The 22423-nt window shown below is 63.6% G+C and carries 5 protein-coding genes; 4 read left to right on the top strand and 1 reads right to left on the bottom strand.

Translation table 11 applies throughout. The features are described 5' to 3' along the window. The first annotated feature begins 158 nt into the window (after positions 1-158). Positions 159-1808 (top strand): Na+/H+ antiporter, encoded by a 1650-nt coding sequence (locus tag RE418_RS08615; RefSeq protein ID WP_025304430.1) that lies wholly within the window; start codon positions 159-161, stop codon positions 1806-1808. Positions 1809-1883: 75 nt separating this feature from the next. Here RE418_RS08615 and RE418_RS08620 read toward each other — a convergent pair whose 3' ends face one another. Continuing rightward, entirely contained in the window at positions 1884-2771 is an 888-nt protein-coding gene (locus RE418_RS08620; RefSeq protein WP_025304429.1) for a LysR family transcriptional regulator, read from the bottom strand. 140 nt (positions 2772-2911) lie between these two features. Between RE418_RS08620 and RE418_RS08625 the strand changes: the two genes are divergently transcribed. The 3 genes from RE418_RS08625 to RE418_RS08635 all read left to right on the top strand — a co-directional run bounded on the left by RE418_RS08625 (position 2912) and on the right by RE418_RS08635 (position 22406). Next, positions 2912-3334 (top strand): CidA/LrgA family protein, encoded by a 423-nt coding sequence (locus RE418_RS08625; protein ID WP_004936830.1) that lies wholly within the window; start codon positions 2912-2914, stop codon positions 3332-3334. After that, entirely contained in the window at positions 3327-4016 is a 690-nt protein-coding gene (locus RE418_RS08630) for an LrgB family protein (RefSeq protein ID WP_004936833.1), read from the top strand. Before RE418_RS08625 ends, RE418_RS08630 begins: the two co-directional genes overlap by 8 nt. Before the next feature lie 609 nt (positions 4017-4625). Continuing rightward, positions 4626-22406, top strand: a complete 17781-nt coding sequence (locus tag RE418_RS08635; RefSeq protein WP_399676068.1) for an amino acid adenylation domain-containing protein — start codon at positions 4626-4628, stop codon at positions 22404-22406. Positions 22407-22423 lie beyond the last annotated feature (17 nt).

The raw sequence follows: 22423 nt of genomic DNA on the forward strand, positions 1-22423 counted from the left end.
GTGACGGCAATTCCCTTCTTAAGATAAGTCTTCTTCTGCTCTGCACCGCGTTTTGAAAGGCACAACAAGCTTTAACGGCTGTAAAAAAAGTGATCTACTATCGGGACCAACGCAGGCCCTGAGCCGATGTCGTCTGAATCGTAGAGTCTAAGGAAAGCATGGAAATCTTTTTTACAATCCTCATTTTGATCCTGGTGGTCTCCCTGTCCGGGGTGGTGACGCGCATGTTGCCGTTCCAGGTGCCGCTGCCGCTGATGCAAATCGCCATCGGGGCCCTGTTGGCCTGGCCGCATTTCGGGCTGCACGTCGACTTTGATCCCGAACTGTTCCTGGTGCTGTTCATCCCGCCGCTGCTGTTCGCCGACGGCTGGAAAACGCCGACGCGCGAGTTCTTGCATCACGGGCGTGAAATTCTCGGCCTGGCGCTGGTGCTGGTGCTGATCACCGTGGTCGGCGTCGGTTATCTGATCTACGCCATGGTGCCGGGCATTCCGCTGGTGGCGGCCTTCGCGCTGGCGGCGGTGCTGTCGCCGACCGATGCCGTGGCGCTGTCCGGCATCGTCGGCAAAGGGCGGATTCCCAAGCCGATCATGGGCGTGCTCGAGGGCGAGGCGCTGATGAATGACGCGTCCGGCCTGGTGTCGCTCAAGTTCGCCATCGCGGTGGCGATGGGCACCATGGTGTTCACCGTGGGCGGCGCGACCCTTGAATTCCTCAAAGTGGCGATCGGCGGCCTGTTGGCCGGCGTGGCGGTCACCTGGACCTACAGTAAATCGCTGCGGGTGATGAGCCGCTGGAGCGGCGACGATCCGGCGACCCAGATCGTGTTCCTGCTGCTGCTGCCGTTCGCTTCTTACCTGATTGCCGAACACATCGGCGTCTCCGGCATCCTGGCGGCGGTGGCGGCGGGGATGACCATCAGCCAATCCGGCGTGATCCGCAACGCGCCGCTGGCGATGCGTCTGCGCGCCAACAGCGTATGGGCGATGCTGGAGTTCGTGTTCAACGGCATGGTGTTCATCATGCTGGGCCTGCAGCTGCCGGGCATTCTTGAAACCTCCATCCTGCAGGCGGAGCTGGATCCGACCATCCAGACCTGGTACCTGTTCGCCGACGTGGCCACCATCTACGCCGCACTGCTGGTGCTGCGTTTCACCTGGCTGTGGGTGATGAAGAAGGCCAGTAACCGCTTTATGAAAAAGCGTCCGCTGCAGTTCGGCGATTACAGCACGCGTGAGCTGTGGGTGGCGTCGTTCGCCGGGGTGCGCGGGGCGATTACCCTGGCCGGCGTGCTGTCGATACCGCTGTTGCTGAGTGACGGCACCGCCTTCCCGGCGCGCTATCAGCTGGTGTTTATCGCCGCCGGGGTGATCCTGCTGTCGCTGATTGTCGGCGTGCTGGCGTTGCCGCTGCTGCTGCGCGGCGTGCAGGTGGCCGACAAGAGCGCCAGCAAGCACGAAGAGCGCATGGCGATCGCCATGGCGGCCGAGGTGGCGATCGAGAGCGTGAATAAAATGGAAGAGCGCCTGGTTGCCGATACCGAAGAGAACCTCGATCCGCAGGTGTTGAAAGAGGTCAGCTCGCGGGTAACGGGCATGCTGCGGCGGCGCATCGCGTCGAAAGACGATATCGAGAATGCGCTGGCGATGGAAAACCTCGAGCGGCGTTTCCGCCTGACGGCGCTGCGCGCCGAGCGCGGCGAGCTGTACCACCTGCGCGCCACGCAGAAAATCAGCAACGAGACGCTGCAAAAACTGCTGCACGATCTCGACCTGCTCGAAGCGCTGTTGATCGAACGCGAAGGGTAAACCCCAGAAGAGGAATAAACGTTTTTCCTCTTTATTTCTGTCTGAAGGGCCGCCTGTGCGGCCCTTGTTTTTTGGCTACTTGAGCGGCGGCCAATAGTCGCGGCAGCAGGCGATCCAGGCCTGCGCGCTGTGCGACAGGTAGCTGCCCTGACGCCAGATCAGGCCGATTTTCCACTCCATGCGCGGCTCCAGCGGCAGCCAGACCAGGTTTTCCTTGTCCAGCCAGCGGCAAACCGGCTCCGGCAGCATGGCGATGCCCACGCCGGCCTGCACCATCGAGGCGAGGAAGTCCCATTGGCCGCTGCGCACCGCGATTTGCGGTTCAAAACCGGCCTGGCGAAACGCCTTCATCAGCATCTTGTAAAGCGCAAAGTCTTCGTTATAAATCAGGATCGGGCTGTCGGCCAATTCGGCGATATTGATGCGGGTGCGGTTGAGCCACTGCGGCGTGCGCGGCGCCACTACGCACATCGGATGGCCCAGCAGCGGCAGAAAGGTCAGCGGCTGTTCCGAATCGAAGGGTAACACCGTCATCGCCAGATCCAGTTCGCCGGACATCACTGCCTGTTCGACCGACAGCCCGCCCAGCTCGGAAATCTTCAATTCGATACCGGGGTAGGTTTGGCGAAAGCGGCGGATCAGATCGGCGATCTGCCTGCCCACCATTGGCGGAATGCCCAGCCGCAGCACGCCCTTTTTCACCGAGCTGATGTCTTCCAGCTCCGCCTCCAGTTGCCGGAATTCGTCGAGGATCGTCAGGCCACGCTGATACACCGCCTGGCCGCTGTCGGTCAGGCGCAGCTTGCGGCCTTCGCGGATCAGCAGCGTGCATTCCAGCTCCTCCTCCAGATGCCGCAGCATTTTGCTGATGGTGGGCTGGGTGACGAACAGTTTTTCCGCGGCGCGGGTGAAGCTTTGCTGGCGCACCACTTCAACGAAGTAGCGCAGGGTGCGGACATCCACGTTAGGGTTCTCCTTGGGGACGCTACCGGCGGGAAACTATTCCCGGACGGCATGATGTCGATAATTTTAATTCATTTCAGGCGTGGTTTCCCGGCTGCGTATACTGTAGGCCGTTAATTTATTGTTTGAGGTCATCTTTCATGTCTCTGGCGTTACGCCGCGTTGCCCCCTCCCTGCTGACCCGCTTGCAGGTGCCGATTCAGGTGGCGTTGTATGCGGCGCTGTTCCTGATCGCCGATCGTCTGGTGCAACAATTCCACCTGCCGCTCCCCGCCAATATCGTCGGCATGTTGATGCTGCTGGCGCTAATACTGCTGCGCATTCTGCCGCTGAGCTGGGTTAAGGCCGGCTCCCGCTGGCTGCTGGCGGAAATGCTGCTGTTTTTCGTGCCGGCGGTGGTGGCGGTGGTCAACTATGCCCAGCTGTTGATGGTCGAGGGCTGGAAGATCTTTTTGGTGATCGCGGTCAGCACCATGCTGACGTTGGGCGCCACCGGGCTGGTGGTGGACAGGGTGTATCGGCTGGAGATTTGGCTGCAGCGTCGGAAGCAGCGTCATGAATGATTTTATCCTTAGCTTGGCCTGTTTTCTGGCGACGCTGGCGCTGTACTTCGCCAACAAGAAGCTGTATCGCCGCCGGCGCACGCTGTTGCTGATGCCGCTGGTGCTGACGCCAATGATCCTGGTGCTGCTGCTGGTGGTCACCCACATCTCCTATCAGGACTATATTGGTGAAACTCACTGGCTGCTGTGGCTACTGGGGCCGGCAACCATCGCTTTCGCGGTGCCGGTGTATGAGAACCTGCATATCATCCGCCGCCACTGGCTATCGCTGACCGCCGGCGTAACGACCGCGGTGCTGGTGGCGGTGTACAGCTCGGTGTGGCTGGCGCGCCTGCTGACATTGCCGGAAGAGGTGCAGCGCAGCCTGGCGGTGCGGTCGATCACCACGCCGTTCGCGCTGGAGGCCGCCAAACAGATGGGCGGGCAGCCGGATCTGGTGGCGCTGTTCGTGGTGATCACCGGGGTGTTCGGCATGGCGGTGGGGGATATTTTGTTTTTGCGGCTGGCGGTGCGCAGCCGTCTGGCGAAGGGTGCCGGATTTGGCGCCTCGTCGCACGGTGCCGGCACCGCTCGCGCTTATGAGCTGGGGCCGCAGGAGGGCGTAGTGTCGAGTTTGGTGATGATGCTGGCCGGCATCATTACGGTCGTGGCCGCGCCATTGATCGGCCGGCTGATGTGGTAAGACCTCTCGGGGCGGGCTCTGCCGCCCCTTTTACGTTATCTGTCGTTGGGAACGGTGCCGTTGGTGGACGCCAGAAAAAACGAAGAAATTTTTCAGCATAATTTTTCTCATCGTTATAACAAAAAACGATAGATGCGCCGCAGGCAAAATCGCCGTCCATTTTAATTGGAAGTAAATTAATTAAAAAATAAATTATTATCATTAAAACAATAAAGTATAACTTATTGATATGGAGGGGCTCTTACCGTAAGTATTGTTGCACATTAACTGTGGTGAATAATACAAAATAATATTAATCTCTCCATAATTATATCGAGTTAATAAAAGCGGAATACGCTCGTCATCCCTGAGTAATATCGGGGAAATAAAATGATCATTTATCCCCTTTCGCACATTTCGCCAAAAAAAATATCCTCTCCTATACTTCACACCTCAGCAAATTGAGGCACAGGGGGAACCTCTGGATTAACCATTTCATTCTTTCTTAGTTGGGGGAGACCCAGCTTTTCTACGGTTTTTTATTCTGACTTGAACTGTCGGACGGCCAGGCTTTGCCTAAATCCGGACGGACCCTTTCATTAACGTAATGAAAACGTGCTAGAGAATATTATGAACAAACAAACTGATGTGAAGAGTGGGGAATTCCGTACGGGTGCTCATATTTCGTTGGAAAAAGTCGAACTGCATGAAATTACCACCGCTCAGCGCGAGCTTTGGCTGAGCGCCAGCATGTCTGAAGGCTTGCCATTCAATATGTGGGGATACGGCACGATACAAGGGCCGTTGCAGATAGCCCTGCTGCGCCAGGCGATAGACGCGATCATTGAAGAAACGCCGGCGATGCAGGCCCATTTCACCGAACAAGACGGCGAGCTTTATCAATACCGTGCGGCGCGCAGTCATGACCCGCTTTCCGTGCATGACTTCAGCAGCCAGGAATACCCTGAGCTGGCGGCGCAGCGCTGGATGCGGCAAGATGCCGATCGCGTGATCTCCGCGCTGGATCAGGACCTGTTCGGTTTTGCCTTACTGACGTTGGCGCCGGGCAACTATATCCTCTACCGACGTTTTCACCACATGCTGGTAGATGGCCGCAGCGCCGAAGAGTTTATGCGTCGTATCGCGCTGTATTACAACGCATTAGCTGAGAAAAAAAACATTCCTGAATTCAGCAATTGCAGTTTTACCCGGCTCTATGAACACGACCTGCAGTACCGCGATTCTTCCCGCTTCGCCACCGATAAACAGTTCTGGCAAGGCTATACGCTCGCCGCGCCTTATAGCCTGACGCGTCAGGAGAAACTCGTCCCTTATTCGTCCATGCAAATCAGCAATCACACATTAAAAATAAATGAGATAGCGGCGATTGATCGGGGGGCGGAAAAAGCCGGCGTACATCGCGCTCATATATTGGCGGCGGCTGTCGCATTATGTTTCCATAGTATTACTGGTCAGACCTTATTGAATTTCAGCCTGCCGGTGACCGGTACGCGAGAGCGAAACAGTATTGGTATGACTGCGAATGTGGTGCCACTGATTTTAGCTATTAACCCTGAAAGTCGTCTGGCTGATTTTGCACAACAGGTCGCTGCGGAAATAGCCAAAGTGGTTCGTCGGCAATTATATCGCGGTGAGGATATTCGTCGCGATCGCAGCACCATGAGTTCATCCTGGTTTGGTCCCGCCATCAATATCGTTTCCTTCGATCATGGCGATCCGTTTTGGGGATGTAAGACACGTTGGTACTACGGTGGCAACATCGCCGTCAGCGATATGCAAATTCTATTTTACGAAGATCAGCAGGCGCAAGAGTTGGACGTCATGTTTGCCGATGCGCCGCATGCCCATTCATTAAGCCAGCTTGAGAGTTTACAACGGCGTTTCCAATTTATTCTGCGGCTCCTCTCTGAACAACCTGAAGGCAGCATTGCCCAGGTGATGCAACAGATCTCTGCGCAGCCTGAAGCGGACGTCAGCGGCAGTTTCTATGATCTCCGTCGACTGCCGCCGGCCGCCGGCTTCATCCGCTGGGATCGCCCTGCTGCTGAGCTGGTGCGCCTCGCGACGTCACTCGGCCATCCTGCGGGGAATTGCCCGCTGAAAATCCTGTTGGCCGACCGGGCGCTGGGCGTTGGGCGCCTGGAAATGCTGCCTGACGCCGACAATGCGCCACCCGGTACGCTGCTCTGCGTCGACGATGCGGGTTGGAATATCGCCACGGCGGAAGGGGCGGTGCGGATCGGGGGTTGGTTCACCGCCGAAGGCGAGCTGACGGCGGGGGAAGCGCTGGCGCAGCTGCACGGTTTGACGGTGGGCGAGCCGTTACCGTTGCTTGATCCTTCGCAGGCGAAACGATTGGAGGAGCGACAGGCGGCCGGTGGGCATCATGCGGCCTTCTGGCAACCGCGATTGGCGCAGTTTGCCCCGGCGGCGTTCCCGGTGGCCTGGCAGCGCGAAGCCCGGCCGGCATGGCAGGCTACGGCCTGGCAACACGCGGGCAAGATCGAGGTTGAAGCGGTGTTGACCGGGCTGGCGCTGTATCTGGGATTGATGGGCGGCGAAAGTGATTTCCAACTTGGCTGGCTGAACGCGACGGACGACGTCATCGGCGAACCGGGCCAGGTTTGGACACTGCCGCTGCAGATCTCGCTGAATCCGACGCTGGGTTTCGCCGAGGCGCAGGTGCAGATGCGACGCGAATGGCAGCAGGCGCGCGCGCGTCGCGCCTACCATCCGGCATTGCTCGGCCTGGACACGCGTTCGCGCGCCTGGTCAACCGTCGTGACGCTATTGCGCCGCGACACCTCGCCGGGATTCGACGACAGTCAGGAGGGCGCAGCGGCGGTGAAACGCTCCGGCGCTCGGGCAGTGCTGCAAATCTGTGAAAGCAACGCCGCTTTCCGTTGGGTGTACGACAGCGCCGCGGTGGGGGACGAGCAGATGCTGCGTGCCGCGCAGCATCTGCTATTGCTGCTCCGGCAGGCCGCTGCGGCGCCGAATGCGCCGGTGCGAGGCGATCGTTTACTGAGCCAGGCGGAGCGAGAGCTATTGCTCAACGTGCGCAACCGCACGCACCGGGCTTTCCCGCAGGCGTCGAGCGTGTCGGCCCTGTTTGAAGCGCAGGCGCGGCGTACGCCGACGGTGCCGGCGCTGTCTCAGGGGGCGATGTCGCTGAGCTATGCGGAATTGAACGCGCGCGCCAACCGGCTGGCGCATTACCTGACGGCACGCGGCGTAGGGCCGGAAAGCCGCGTAGCGGTCTGCGCCGCGCGCAGCCCGGAGATGATCGTCGCACTGCTGGCGATCCTGAAAGCCGGCGGCGCCTATGTGCCGCTGGATCCGGCTTATCCCGCTGAGCGTCTGCACTATATCGTGCAGGACTGCGCGCCGGCGCTGCTGTTGGCGGATAGTACCGGCCGCGCCGCGCTGGGGGCGGTAGCAGCGCCGTTGTTGGCGCTGGAAGACGCGCTGCCAGAGCAGGATCACGACCTGCCGCCGCGCGCGCAGCCAGGCAGCCTGGCGTATGTGGTTTACACCTCGGGCTCGACCGGCAAACCGAAAGGGGTAATGGTGGAGCAGGCGCACCTGATCAACCTGATCATGTGGCACTGCGAAGCGACCGGTTTGCAGGCTGGCGAGCGAACGACCAGCATGGCCGGGTTGGGTTTTGACGCCAGCGTTTGGGAAATCTGGCCGACGTTGACGCAGGGGGCGACGCTGCTGCTGCCGCCGGCAGAGGCGACGGGCAATGGCGAAGCGCTGCTGCAATGGTGGCGCGGCAGCGGTGTGCAGGTCGGGTTTATGGTGACGCCGCTGGCTGAGATCGCACTGATGGGCGAGATGCCTGCCGATCTGCGGATGCTGCTGATCGGCGGCGACAGCATTCGCCGCTGGCCGCTACCGGCGCCGCCTGGCGTAACCATTGTGAATAACTATGGGCCGACGGAGACGACCGTGGTAGCGACTTCGGGCGAGCCGGCGGTCGGTACGGCGATGCCGTCTATCGGCCGGCCTATCGCCAACGGCCGGGCGTACTTGCTGGATGACGATGGCCAGCCGGTGCCGCTGGGCGCCGTGGGTGAACTGTATATCGGCGGCGCGCAGGTGGCGCGCGGTTACCTGAACCAGCCGGCGCTGACGGCGGAGCGTTTCCTGGCCGATCCTTTCGCGCCGGGCGGCCGCATGTACCGCACCGGCGATCTGGCGCGCTATATGCCGGATGGCAGCCTGGAGTATCTGGGCCGCAACGATCTGCAGGTAAAAATTCGCGGCTTCCGCATTGAATGCGGTGAAATCGAGTCGCAGCTGGCTATGCATGCCGCCGTGCGCGACGCGGTGGTGGATGCGCTCACGGATGGCGAAGGCGACAAACGTCTGGTGGCCTGGGTCGTGCCGCAGCCGGAGGCGGAGCGTGAGGCGCTGGCGCAGACGTTGCGCCGGGCACTCGCTACAACGTTGCCGGATTATATGGTGCCGACGGCCTTTGTGTGGCTGGAGGCGCTGCCGCTGTCGCCGAACGGCAAACTGGATCGGCGCGCGTTGCCGGTACCGGCGCCGGATGCCGCCATGCGCGAAGCCTATGTCGAGCCACAGGGGGAAACCGAAACGCTGCTGGCTCAGATTTGGCAGGGGTTGCTGAGCGTTGAACGCGTGGGGCGTCACGACAACTTCTTCGAGTTGGGCGGTCATTCGCTGCTGGCGGTGAAGCTGATGGCGCAGCTGCGCCAGGCCGGGCTGTCGGCGAGCGTTCAGGCGCTGTTCTCCACGCCAACGCTGTCGGCTCTGGCGCAAACGCTGGTGTCGCAGCAGCGGATTCAGGTGCCGGAAAACGTGATTGCGCCGGGCTGCCGTGCAATCACGCCGCAGATGCTGCCGCTGGCCGATCTGACTCAGGCGGAGATCGATCAGATCGTCGACGGTGTGGAGGGGGGCATCGACAACGTACAGGATATCTACGCCCTTTCCCCGTTGCAGGAAGGGATCTTGTTCCACCACATGCTGGCGGAAGAGGGCGACCCCTACCTGCTGTCGGCACTGCTGCGTTTCGACAGCCGGGCGCGTTTCGATCGCTGGCTGGCGGCGATGCAGCAGGTGGTGGAGCGTCATGACATTTTGCGCACGGCCTTTGTCGGTGCGGGGCTGTCCGAACCGGTACAGGTCGTCTGGCGTCGGGCGCGTTTAGCGGTGATCGAGCTGGCGCTGGATCCGGCCGAGGGGCCGGTCGGCCGTCAGCTGGAAGCGCGCTTCGACCCCCGACGGATCCGGCAGGATCTGACGCGGGCACCGCTGCTGTATTACGTTATCGCCGAAGAGAGCGACGGCAGCTGGTACGTCTTGCAGCAGTGGCACCACCTGATTGGCGACCACTCGACGCTGGCGATGATGGGAGAAGAAGTCAACGCCATTCTGGCCGGGCGAGGCGATACGCTGGGCTGCGCGCAGCCGTTCCGCAATGCGGTGGCGCAAGCGCGTTTGGGGCTCAGCGAACAGGAACATGAGCGTTTCTTCCGCGGCATGCTGGCGGACATCGACGAACCGGTACTGCCGTTCGGGCTCGGCAACGTACACGGCGACGGACAGTGCGCCAATACCGGCCGTCTGGCGCTGGCGCCTGCGCTGAATGCCGACCTGCGTCGACAGGCGAAGCGGCTGGGCGTCAGCCTGGCCAGCCTGTGCCATCTGGCCTGGGCGCAGGTGTTGGCGCGCACCAGCGGGCGTGATGCCGTGGTGTTCGGCACGGTGCTGCTGGGCCGCATGGAATCGGGCGAAGGCGCCGACCGGGCGCTGGGGCTATTCATCAATACGCTGCCGCTGCGGCTGGATATGGACGGGCGCAGCGTTGAGGCGTCGGTGCGGCAGGCGCATGCGCGCCTGAGCGGCTTGCTGGCGCATGAGCACGCCTCGCTGGCGTTGGCGCAGCGCTGCAGCGGCGTGAAAAGCGGTGCGCCGCTGTTCAGTGCGCTGCTGAACTACCGCCACAACGACGGGGAAGCCTTGGCACTGCCGGAAGGGGTCAGCCTGATCGGCGCGGACGAACGCACCAACTACCCGTTCGTGCTGTCGGTGGACGACGGCATGGATTCGCTGGCGTTGACGGCGCAGGTCATCGACCCCATTGAAGCCTCGCGGGTGTGCCGCTATATGCAACAGGCGTTGACCGCTCTGGTGAATGCGCTGGAACACACGCCGGAAATGCCGGTGCGTGAACTGTCGATTCTGCCGGACGACGAGTACGCCTTGCTGATCAATGGTTGGAACGCAACGGCACAGCCTTATCCGCAGGACGTTTGCCTGCATGGGCTATTTGAAGCGCAGGTGCGCCGCACGCCGGACGCCGTGGCGCTGGTTTGCGGCGACGCCGAACTGAGCTACGCCCAACTGAACGCGCAGGCCAATCGCCTGGCGCACGCGCTGATGCAGCGCGGCGTCGGGCCGGATTGCCGGGTGGCGGTGTGCGCCGAGCGCAGCCTGGCGATGGTGACGGCATTGTTCGGCATCCTCAAGGCCGGCGGCGCCTATGTGCCTCTGGATCCGGCTTATCCGGGCGAACGTCTGCAATATATCCTGCAGGACGCCGATCCGGTGCTGCTGCTGGCGGACGCCGCCGGCCGCGCGGCGCTGGGCGAACACGCGGTGCCGCTGCTGGCGCTGGATGAACCGTTGCCGGACGATCTGAACGCCGATAACCCGGCGCCGCGCGCGCAGCCCAATCATTTGGCTTACGTGATTTATACCTCCGGCTCGACCGGAAAACCGAAAGGCGCGATGAATGAGCATCGCGGCATCGTTAACCGCCTGATCTGGATGCAGCAGGCTTATGGGTTGACGCCGGCGGATACGGTGCTGCAGAAAACGCCGTTCGGCTTCGACGTCTCGGTGTGGGAATTCTTCTGGCCGTTGATGTATGGCGCGCGCCTGGTGATGGCGCGCCCGGAAGGCCACAAGGATCCGGAGTACCTGAGCCGCGCCATTGAACAGTATGGCGTGACAACGCTGCACTTTGTGCCGTCGATGCTGCAAAGCTTCCTGCTGTATGAAGGCGCGAGCCGCCGCTGTGGGCAGGTGGTGCGCGTCATGTGCAGCGGCGAGGCGCTGCCCGCCTCGCTGGTGGCGGAGTTCTACCGCCAGATGCCGCATGTCGAGTTGCATAACCTCTATGGTCCGACCGAAGCGGCGGTGGACGTGACCGCTTGGCACTGCACCCGCCAACCCGGGCTGGTGTCGGTGCCCATTGGGCGGCCGGTGGCCAATACGCGGATCTATCTGCTCGATGAACAAGGGCAGCCGGTGCCGCTGGGGGCGGTTGGCGAGCTGTATATCGGCGGCATCCAGGTAGCGCGCGGCTATTTCAACCGGCCTGAACTGACGGCGGAGCGCTTCCTGGCCGATCCGTTCGATGCCGGCCACGGCGGCCGCATGTACCGCACCGGCGACGTGGCCCGCTACCTGCCGGACGGCAATATCGAGTATCTGGGCCGCAACGATCAGCAGGTGAAGATCCGCGGTTTCCGTATCGAATGCGGCGAGATAGAGGCGGCGCTGGCCGCGCATCCGCAGGTGCGCGAAGCCGTGGTGGATGCGCGCGGCGGCGACGGCGGTGAGAAACGCCTGATCGCCTGGGTGGTGCCGCAGCCAGGTGCCGATGAGGCGTCGCTGGCGGAGGTGCTGCGCCGGCATTTGGCCGACAAACTGCCGGATTACATGGTGCCAGCCGCTTGCGTGCTGCTGGAGGCGCTGCCGCTGTCACCAAACGGCAAGCTCGATCGCCGCGCATTGCCCGACCCGTCGGGCGAGGCCTATCGTCGTGAAGCCTACGAGGCGCCGCTGGGGGACGTCGAGCAGCGTCTGGCTGCGCTGTGGGAAGAACTGCTGGGCGTGGATCAGGTTGGCCGCAACGACAGCTTCTTCGCCCTGGGCGGCCATTCGTTGTTGGCGGTGCGTTTGGCCAACCGCCTGCAGCAAAGCGGGTTGCCGCTGTCGCTGCAGGCGCTGTTCGCCAACCCGGTCCTGCAGGCGCTGGCGCGCCAGATCACGCAGGCGGAAAGCCTGCCGCCGATTCTGCCTGCGCCGCGCGATGCGGCCTTACCGCTGTCGTTCGCTCAGCAGCGCCTGTGGTTCCTGACCCAACTGGACGGCATGAGCGAAATTTACCACATGCCGCTGGCGCTGCGGTTGCGTGGGCCGCTGAATCTGGCCGCCTGGCAGAGCAGCCTCGACGCGCTTTATGCGCGCCACGACGCGTTGCGCACCGTCTTTATCAGCCGCGACGGCCAGCCGCAGGCGCTCATTTTGCCGATCGCCGGTTTGCCGCTGACAATCCACGATCTGCGCGGCGTCGCGGATGCGCAGGCGCGCGCCGCCATGCTGATACGGGAAGAGGCTGCGGCGCCCTTTGATCTGGCCGGGGGCCCGCTGTTGCGCGCCAGCCTTATCCGGCTGAGCGACGAGGAACAGCTGTTCGCGTTGACCTGCCACCACATCATTTCCGATGGTTGGTCGAACGGCATATTGCTGCGGGAGCTGGGTGCGTTGTATGGCGCGTTGTGTCGCGGCGAACCATCGCCGCTGCCGCCGCTGGCGTTGCAATACGCGGATTACGCCCACTGGCAGCGGCAATGGCTGCAGCCGGCGCGCTTGTCGAAGCAGGCCGATTATTGGCGCCAGACGTTGGGCGATGCGCCAGCGCTGTTGACGCTGCCGACCGACCGTCCGCGCCCGGCGGTGCAGTCATTCGCCGGGGATCGGGTGGCCGTCTCGCTCGATGCCGAACTGACTGCAGCGCTGAGGCAATTCAGCCTGCGTCAGGGATGCACGCTGTTCATCACGCTGTTGACGGCGTGGAGCGTCGTGCTGTCCCGTTTGTCGGGGCAGCGCGATCTGGTGATCGGCACGCCGGAGGCCAACCGTCGCCGGCTGGAAACGGAACCGATGATCGGCTTCTTCGTCAGCACCTTGGCGCTGCGCATCGATCTGTCCGACGATCCGGATTTGTCGACGTTGGCGCTGCGCGTGCGCGATACGCTGCTGGCGGCGCGCGATCATGGCGATCTGCCTTTCGAGCAGGTGGTTGAACAGGTGAACCCGCCGCGTCATCGTGGCCATACTCCGTTGTTCCAGGTGATGCTGAGCTGGCAGGACGGTTCGGTGCACGACATCGGCCTGCCGGGGCTGCAGGCGGAAGCGATCGATGCCGGCTATGCCGCGGCGAAATATGACATGACGCTGGATCTGACCGAGATCGGCGAAGAGATCGCCGGTTCGCTGTATTACGCCACGGCGCTGTTCGATCGTGAAACCGCCGAGCGCTACGGGATCTATCTGCGCCAGGTGTTGCAGAGCATCGCGTTGGCGGCGCCGCAGCCGGTTTCGCAGCTTGCGCTGTTGCCGCAGAACGAACGGCAGCGGTTGTTGCATGGCTGGAACCGGACGCCGGACGAACCGCAGGCGGATCTCTGCCCGCACCATCACCTGGAGCGGCTGGCGCTGCGCACGCCAGAGGCGATCGCCGCGGTGTGCGGAGAAGAACGCCTCAGCTATCGGGCGCTCAATGAACGAGCCAACGCGTTGGCGCAGGTGTTGATCGCGCGCGGCGTCGGGCCCGATCGTCTGGTGGCGCTGTGTGCGGAGCGCAGCACGCCGATGCTGGTCGGGTTGCTGGCGATCCTGAAAGCGGGCGGCGCCTATGTGCCGCTCGATCCGGCTTATACCGGCGAACGTCTGGAGTACATTTTACACGATGCCCGGCCGGTGTTGCTGCTGGCCGACGCCGCAGGGCGTTCGGCGCTGAGTGGGGCTGATGTGCCGACGATGGCGCTGGAGGAAGGCTGGGGCACCGAGGCCGCCAATCCGCAGGTTGCGGGGCTGACGGCGGCCAATCTGGCCTATGTGATCTATACCTCCGGATCGACCGGTAAGCCGAAAGGCGTGATGGTGGAACACCGTCAGGTTGAGCGCCTGTTTACCGCGACCGACGCCGGGTTCGGCTTTGACGCCGGGGATGTCTGGTGTCTGTTCCACTCGTTCGCCTTCGATTTCTCGGTATGGGAAATCTGGGGCGCGTGGCGCCACGGCGGCCGGTTGGTGATCGTGCCGCAGGAAACGGCGCGCTCTGCCCCCGCGTTTTATCAGCTGGTTTGTCACCAGGGCGTGACGGTACTGAATCAGACGCCAAGCGCCTTTAAAGCGTTCATTCAAGCTCAGGACAACACGCCGCATCGGCTGCGCTACATCGTCTTCGGCGGCGAAATGCTGAATCCGGCCGATCTGGCGCCGTGGTATGCCCGTAATCGGCCGGACGCGCCGCGGTTAATCAATATGTACGGCATAACGGAAACGACGGTGCACGTCACCTACCGGGAAATGTCTCCGGCGGACATCACCGGCAGCGGCAGCCCGATCGGCCGCCGCATCCCGGATTTGCGCCTGTATCTGCTTGACGAACACGGTCAGCCGGTGGCGCAGGGCGCAGTGGGTGAGCTGTATGTCGGCGGGCTGGGTGTGGCGCGCGGCTACCTGAATCGGCCGGAGCTGAATGCGCAACGTTTCCTCGACGATCCTTTCGTGGCGGGAGAACGGATGTATCGCGCCGGCGATCTGGCGCGCTATCTGCCGAACGGTGAGCTGGAGTACCTGGGGCGCAACGACCAGCAGGTGAAAATTCGCGGTTTCCGCATTGAGTGCGGTGAGGTGGAGGCGGCGCTGCTGGACCATTCTGAGGTCCGCAGCGTGGCGGTTGACGCCTGGCAGGACAACGGCGGCGACAAACGTTTGGTGGCCTGGGCGGTGCCGGGCGAAGAGGGAGATCGGGAAACGCTGGCGCTGCGGCTGCGCCAGCATCTGGCCGGCCGTCTGCCGGACTATATGGTGCCGACGGCCTTTGTGTGGCTGGACGCGTTGCCGCTGACCACCAACGGCAAACTGGACAAACGCGCGCTGCCGGCGCCTGAGCTGGGGGCCGCCGCGCGCGCTGTTTATGAAGCGCCGGCCAATGAACGAGAACGCCTGCTGGCGTCCATCTGGCGTCAGTTGCTGAATGTTGAACGCGTAGGTCGTCATGATGATTTCTTCGCTCTGGGCGGACATTCGCTGCTGGCGGTACAGTTGGCCAATCGGGTACAGCAGGCCGGCTGGCGGCTGCCGCTGTCGGCGCTGTTCGCTGCGCCGGTGTTGCAGGCGCTGGCGCAGTGGCTGGAACGGGAGGGGGCGGCGCAGCCGACGGCCATCGTGCCGACCCCACGTCACGACGCATTGCCGTTGTCGTTTGCCCAGCAGCGGCTGTGGTTCCTGAGCCAAATGGGCGGGATCGGCGAGACTTACCATATCCCTCTGGCGTTGCGCCTTGACGGCGACCTGGATGCGCCGGCGTTCCAACGCAGCCTCGACGCGCTGTATGCCCGCCACGAAGCCTTGCGCAGCGTGTTTGTTTGCCAGGATGGGCAACCTCAGGTGCGGATCTTGCCGGAGGCGGCCATGCCGCTGGCGCATCACGACTTGCGCGGCGAGCGTCATGCGGAGCAACGTTTGCACGCGCTAGCCGAAACGGCGATGAAAGCGCCGTTCGATCTGGAAAGGGGGCCGCTGGTGCGGGCTTGCTTACTGCAAGTGAGCGAGCGGCGGCATCTGTTCCTGCTGACCTGCCACCATATCGTTTCCGACGGCTGGTCTACCGGGATCCTGATGCGGGAGTTGAGCGCATTGTATGGCGCCTTCCAACGCGGTGAACCGTCTCCGCTGCCGCCGCTGGCGGTGCACTATGTCGATTATGCCGTTTGGCAGCGCCAGTGGCTGACGCAGGAACGGTTGGCCGAGCAGGCGGCGTTCTGGCGCCAGACGCTGGGCGATGCGCCGGCGCTGCTGACGCTGCCGACCGATCGGCCGCGTCCGGCGATGCAGTCGTTCGCCGGCGGTGAGGTGCCTCTGGTTATCGACGCGGCGCTCACCGACGCGCTGCGGCGGTTGAGCCGCCAATACGGCGGCACGCTGTTCATGACGGTGCTGGCCGCCTGGAGTTTGGTGTTGTCCCGCATGGCCGGTCAACCGCAGGTGGTGATTGGCACCCCGGAGGCCAACCGCAGCAGGCTGGAAATCGAACCGCTGGCCGGCTTCTTCGTTAGCACGCTGGCGATGCATGTCGATCTGCGCGGTGAGCCGACGCTGAAAATCTTGCTCGAACGCGTGCGCGAGACGGTATTGGCGGCGCGGGAAAACGGCGATCTGCCGTTTGAACAGGTGGTGGAGGTGGTCAATCCGCCGCGCCAGCTGGACGCGACGCCGCTGTTCCAGGTGATGCTGGCCTGGCAGGACGGCTCGGTGCGCGATATCGCATTGCCGGGCCTGCAAACGACGGATGCCGGGCTGAGCTATGACGTCGCGAAATTCGACATGACGCTCGAGTTGGCGGAAAGCGGCAGCGGCATTGTCGGCTCGTTGAACTACGCCAGCGCCTTGTTCGATCGCGACACGGCGGTGCGCTACGGCGCGTATCTGCAGCAGGCGCTGCGAGCGATGGCGGCGGATCTTGACCAGCCGGCGGCGCGCGTCGATCTGCTGCCTGCGGCCGAACGTCAGCTGCTGCTGCACGAGTGGAACCGCACCGAGCGGGCGTATCCGGCGCAGGCGTGCGTGCATCAACTGTTCGACGAGCAGGCGCGGCGCACGCCGCAGGCGACGGCGTTGGTCGATGGCGAGCAGCTTATCTGCTACGCACAGTTGGCGGAGCACGCCAATCGGCTGGCCTGGCGCCTGATTAAGGCGGGCGTGGAGCCCGGCCAGCGCGTGGCGGTCCGGTTTGAGCGCAGCGCTGCCCTGGTGATCGCCCAATTGGCGATCCTTAAGGCCGGTGCTGCCTATGTGCCGGTTGATCCGCAGCTGCCGGCCGGCCGCCAGAACTGGATCATCGCCGACAGCGGTGCAGTACTGTTGCTGAATGGCGGCGAGGACGACGCGCAGATCGGCGTCGGCGTCGCTCGTCTGCCTCAAAGCGATGACGCGGACCTGCCGTCCGGCGCGCCGATATTGGCGAGCAACAGTCTGGATCTGGCCTACATCATGTACACCTCCGGCTCAACCGGTAAGCCGAAAGGCGTGATGGTGCCGCATCAGGGGATCAACCGACTGGTGATCAATAACGGTTATGCGGAGTTCAGCGACTCGGATCGTATCGCTTTCGCCATCAACCCGGCGTTCGATCCGGCGACGCTGGAAGTTTGGGGAGCCTTGCTGAACGGCGCCGCGCTGGTGGTAGTACCGCCGGCGGTCTTGCTGGACGCCTCGGCGTTCGCCGATTTGCTGACGCGCCAGGCGATTACGGTGCTGGTGCTGCCGACCTCGCTGTTCAATCAGCATGCGCACAGCATTCCCGCGACGTTAGCGGGGCTGAAATACCTGATCAGCGGCGGCGAAGCGGCGGATCCTCATGCCTATACCCGGGTGCTGAAGGAGGGGGGCCGGGTGCAGCTGATCAACGGATACGGCCCGACGGAAGCCACCACTGCCGCTACCTCGGCGCACATCACCGTGGCGGCGGGGCGGCACCGTTTGCCGATTGGCCGGCCGATCGGTAATACGCGGGTGTATCTGCTGGACGAACATCGCCAGCCGGTGCCGCTGGGCGCGATCGGCGAGCTGTATATCGGCGGCGTGGGCGTGGCGCTGGGTTACCTGAATCGCGAAGACCTCACGGCCGAGCGTTTCCTGGCGGATCCGTTTAACGAGGGAGGCCGCATGTATCGCACCGGCGATTTAGCGCGCTATCTGCCGGACGGCAACCTCGATTACTGCGGACGCAACGATCAGCAGGTGAAGATCCGCGGCTTCCGCATCGAGTGCAGCGAGATTGAAGTCCTGCTGGAAACGCACCCGGCGGTGCGCGAAGCGGTGGTTGACGTGCGCGGTGCGCATCCTGCGTTGATCGCCTGGATCGTGCCGCAAGCCGAGGCCGAGGGCCGCGATCTGACCGACGAGCTGCGGCGGCATTTGGCGGCGCAGCTGCCGGACTACATGGTGCCGGCGGCCTGTCTGATGCTTGCCGACTTGCCGTTGACCCCGAATGGTAAAGTGGATCGCCGCGCGTTGCCGACGCCACAGGCCGGCGATTTTGCGCGCGTGGGCCATGAAGCGCCTCAGGGCGACACGGAAACCCTGTTGGCGGCGATCTGGGGCGAATTGCTCGGTCTGCCGAATGTCGCCCGACATGACAATTTCTTCGAGTTGGGCGGGCATTCGCTGCTGGCGGTGAAACTGATCGCGGAGCTGCGTCGCTGCGGCCTGACGGCGAACGTGCAAACGCTGTTTACCGCCCCGACGCTGGCCTCGCTGGCGGAGGCGCTGGAGGCGCGCTGCGAAATCGAGATCCCCGAGAACCTGCTGCGGCCGGATAGCGCGCGCATCACGCCTGAGTTGCTGCCGCTGGCCTCGCTGAACCAGGTTGAGATCGACAGCATCGTGGCGCGCGTGCCGGGCGGGGTGGCCAACGTGCAGGATATCTATGCGTTGTCGCCGTTGCAGGAGGGGATTCTGTTCCACCACCTGTTGGCGGAACGGGGCGATCCGTACCTGCTGTCTACGCTGTTGCGCTTTGAGAACCGCGAGCGTCTGGATCGTTGGCGGGCCGCGATGCAACAGGTGATCGATCGCCACGATATTCTGCGCACGGCGTTCATCAGTGAGGCGATCCGCGAGCCGGTACAGGTCGTTTGGCGCGCCGCCGCGCTGCCGTGGACTGAGCTGACGCTCGATCCGGCGCAGGGGGCGATTGGCGATCAACTGCTGGCGCGCTTCGATCCGCAGCATGCGCGTCTGGATCTCAGCCGTGCGCCGCTGCTGAACGTCGTGGTGGCGCAAGATAGCGATGGCGGCTGGTGGATGCTGCAGCAATGGCATCATCTGGTGGGGGATCATTCCACGGCGGCATTGATCGAAGAAGAGATCGCCGCGATCCTCGCCGGCAAAGGCGCCGAGCTGGGCGCCGCGCCGCCGTTCCGCAATGCGGTGGCGCAGGCGCGTTTGAGCGTCAGCGCGCAAGAACATGAAACCTTCTTCCGCGCCATGCTGGTGGACATCGAAGAGCCGGTGCTGCCGTTCGGGCTCGGCAACGTGCGCGGCGATGGCAAGGGCGTCACCACGGCGCACCAGCCTATCGACAAGGCGCTGAACGAACGTCTGCGGCATCAGGCCAAACGGTTGGGCGTGAGCCTAGCCAGCCTGTGCCATTTGGCCTGGGCGCAGGTCTTGGCCCGCACCAGCGGCCACGACCGCGTGGTGTTCGGTACCGTGCTGCTGGGACGCATGCAGGCGGGGGAAGGCGCCGAGCGAGCGATGGGGCTGTTTATCAATACCTTGCCGCTGCGCCTCGACATCGGCGATGACGATGTGGCGACGGCGGCGCGCCAGGCCCACGCGCGGCTGAGCGGGTTGCTGCAGCATGAGCACGCGCCGCTGGCGCTGGCGCAGCGCTGCAGCGGCGTGGCGGCGGGGATGCCGCTGTTCAGCGCGTTGCTCAACTATCGCCACAACAACGGCAGCGAGCTGGTGTTGCCGGAAGGCATGACGCTGTTGAGCGCGCAGGAGCGCACCAACTATCCGTTCGTCCTGTCGGTGGAAGACGGCGGCGACTCTCTGGGGCTGACGGCGCAGGTCAGCGAACCGGTGCCGGCGGCGAGGATCTGCGGCTATATGCAACAGGCGCTGGCCTCATTGGCGCAGGCGTTGGAAAGCCAGCCGACCCTGCCGGCGAGCGAGCTGGAGATCCTGCCGCCGTCTGAGCGCCGGCTGCTGCTGGAGGAATGGAATCAGACGACGGCGCCTTATCCGGCAGAGCTTTGCGTGCATCAGCTGTTTGAACGCCAGGCGCAGCGTGCGCCGCAGGCTGTCGCGATCGTGCAAGGCGACCGTCGGATCGGCTATGCGGCGTTGAATGCCCAGGCTAACCGGCTGGCGCATGCTCTGATCGCCCACGGCATTCAACCGGGCGAGCGCGTGGCGACGCGTCTGACGCGCAGCATCGATCTGGTGGCGACGCAGCTGGCGATCTTCAAGGCCGGCGCGGTGTATGTACCTATCGACCCGCAGCTGCCAGCGGCGCGTCAGCAGTGGATCCTGGAGGACAGCGGCGCGCGCCTTATCGTCGGTGAAGCGACGGACGGGGATACCTTGCCGCTGCTGCGGCCGGCAATCTCCGGCGGTGACGAGAACGACCCGGCGCTGTCGCTGTCGAGCGCTGAGGTGGCATACATCATGTACACGTCCGGCTCCACAGGGCTGCCTAAAGGCGTGATGACGCCGCACCAGGGCATCACTCGGTTGGTGATCAACAACCGTTATGCGGCGTTCGATGCGACCGAACGGGTGGCTTATGCCGCTAACCCGGCCTTCGACGCCGCGACGATGGAGGTGTGGGCGGCGTTGTTGAACGGCGGCGAACTGGTGGTGATCCCGGCGGAAACCGTGATGGATGCGGCGCGCTTGAGCGCCGCATTGACGCAGTATCGCGTGACGACGCTGTTCCTGACGACCGCGTTGTTCAATCAGTATGTGTACAGCATGGGCGCGACGCTCGCCCAGCTGCGCTATCTGATCTGCGGTGGGGAAAAGGAGGAGCCGAGCGCCTTCGAACGCCTGCTGCAGGAAGCGGGGCCGGTACAGCTGATCCATGCCTATGGGCCGACGGAAGCGACGACCTTCGCCACGACGGCGGCGATCGCCGAGGTGCAAGGCGCCATGCGTTTGCCGATCGGTAAACCGATCGGCAACACCCGCGCCTATGTGCTGGATGCGCGCGGCCGACCGGCGCCGCTGGGCGTGATTGGCGAGCTGTATATCGGCGGCGTCGGCGTGGCGCTGGGGTACCTCAACCGGCCGGAACTGACCGCGGAACGTTTCCTGAACGATCCGTTTAACCCGGGCGGGCGCATGTATCGCACCGGCGATCTGGTGCGTTACCGGGCGGACGGCAACCTCGAGTATCAGCGACGCAACGATCGTCAGGTGAAAATTCGCGGCTTCCGTATCGAGATGGGAGAGATAGAGGCGCGCCTGGCGGCGCACCCGGCGGTGAACGAAGCGGTGGTCGATGCCTGCTGCGTCGGTGCGGATACGCGGTTGATCGCCTGGATCAGCGTGCGTGAGAACGTGGCGAGCGACGGGTTGGCCGGTGAGCTGCGTCAGCACCTGGCGGCGCAACTGCCGGACTATATGCTGCCTGCGGCCTTTGTCTGGCTGGCGGCGATGCCGCTGACGCCAAACGGCAAGATTGATCGGCGGGCTCTGCCGGCGCCGGAGATGGCCGCCGCCGCAGGCGAAGCCTACGAAGCGCCGCGCGGCGATACCGAGACGCTGTTGGCGCAGGCGTGGGCGGAGTTGCTGGGGCTGCCGCAGATCGGCAGACACGACAACTTCTTCGAACTGGGCGGCCATTCGCTGCTGGCGGTCCGTCAGGCCAGCCTGGCGCAGCAGTGGGGGATCGCACTGCAGGTACAGGCGATCTTTGACCACCCGGTGCTGGCGGATCTGGCGGCGCATGTCGAGCAGCGCACGGGCGGACAGCCGCTCAGGGCATTGCCGGCGCGCCGCAGCGGCCAGCGCCCGCCGGTCTTCTTCATGCCGACCGGTTATGGCGATCACTCCTATGTTTATGAGATAGCCAAAGAGATCGATGCGGACTTCCCGATTTATGCCGTGCCGTGGCCAGAGATGACCGACACGCCGCCGGCAACGATGGAGGCGATGGCGGAGATCGTTGCCGGCGTCATCCGGCAGGTGCAAGCCAGCGGGCCGTATCACCTGTTCGGTTACTCTTCGGGCGGGATCTTGACCTACATGGTGGCGGAACGGCTGCAGGCGGAGGGGGAAGAGGTGGCGCTGGTGGGCCTGCTCGACACCCTGCGGCCGCAGCAGGCGATGCGCGATGCGACACAGCTATTCCTCAGTTGGCTGGAGGTGGAACATCCGACGCTGGAGGCGCCGCTGTTCTCCCGCCTGCAGCCGCTGTCGGTGGAGGAGGCGTTGGCCGTGCTGCACGGCCAGGGCATCAGCACTTTCCTCGACGATCCGCTGAAGGAAGCCGCGTTATGGCGCAAGCGTTATCACTATGCGACCCTGGTCGGCGCCAGCGTCATCCGGCCGCTCGGCCTTAATCTGCACCTGTTTAAAGCGGTGGAGGAGATGCCCGGCTTACTGAACGACGATCTGGAAGCCTACTGGCAGCGCATCAAGCCGGCGGGTTACAACCGCCGCGACGGCTCGGCACTCGGCTGGGAGGGGCATTTGCCGGCGTCGGCGGTGACGGTCAACCTGGTTGATGGCGATCATGTCACCATGATGTCGGAAGCCGTGAACCGGCGCGGCTTAGGGGAGCGCATCAGCGCCGTGCTGAATTCGCTCGTCCGACGCTGACCGCGTTGCTTGTCAAT

Source organism: Serratia sp. szju, from assembly GCF_044594185.1.
In the GTDB taxonomy this organism is placed as follows: domain Bacteria; phylum Pseudomonadota; class Gammaproteobacteria; order Enterobacterales; family Enterobacteriaceae; genus Serratia; species Serratia bockelmannii.

Coding starts and splice junctions, on each gene's coding strand:
- RE418_RS08615 (WP_025304430.1), top strand. CDS start 159: ATGGAAATCTTTTTTACAATCCTCATTTTGATCCTGGTGGTCTCCCTG.
- RE418_RS08625 (WP_004936830.1), top strand. CDS start 2,912: ATGTCTCTGGCGTTACGCCGCGTTGCCCCCTCCCTGCTGACCCGCTTG.
- RE418_RS08630 (WP_004936833.1), top strand. CDS start 3,327: ATGAATGATTTTATCCTTAGCTTGGCCTGTTTTCTGGCGACGCTGGCG.
- RE418_RS08635 (WP_399676068.1), top strand. CDS start 4,626: ATGAACAAACAAACTGATGTGAAGAGTGGGGAATTCCGTACGGGTGCT.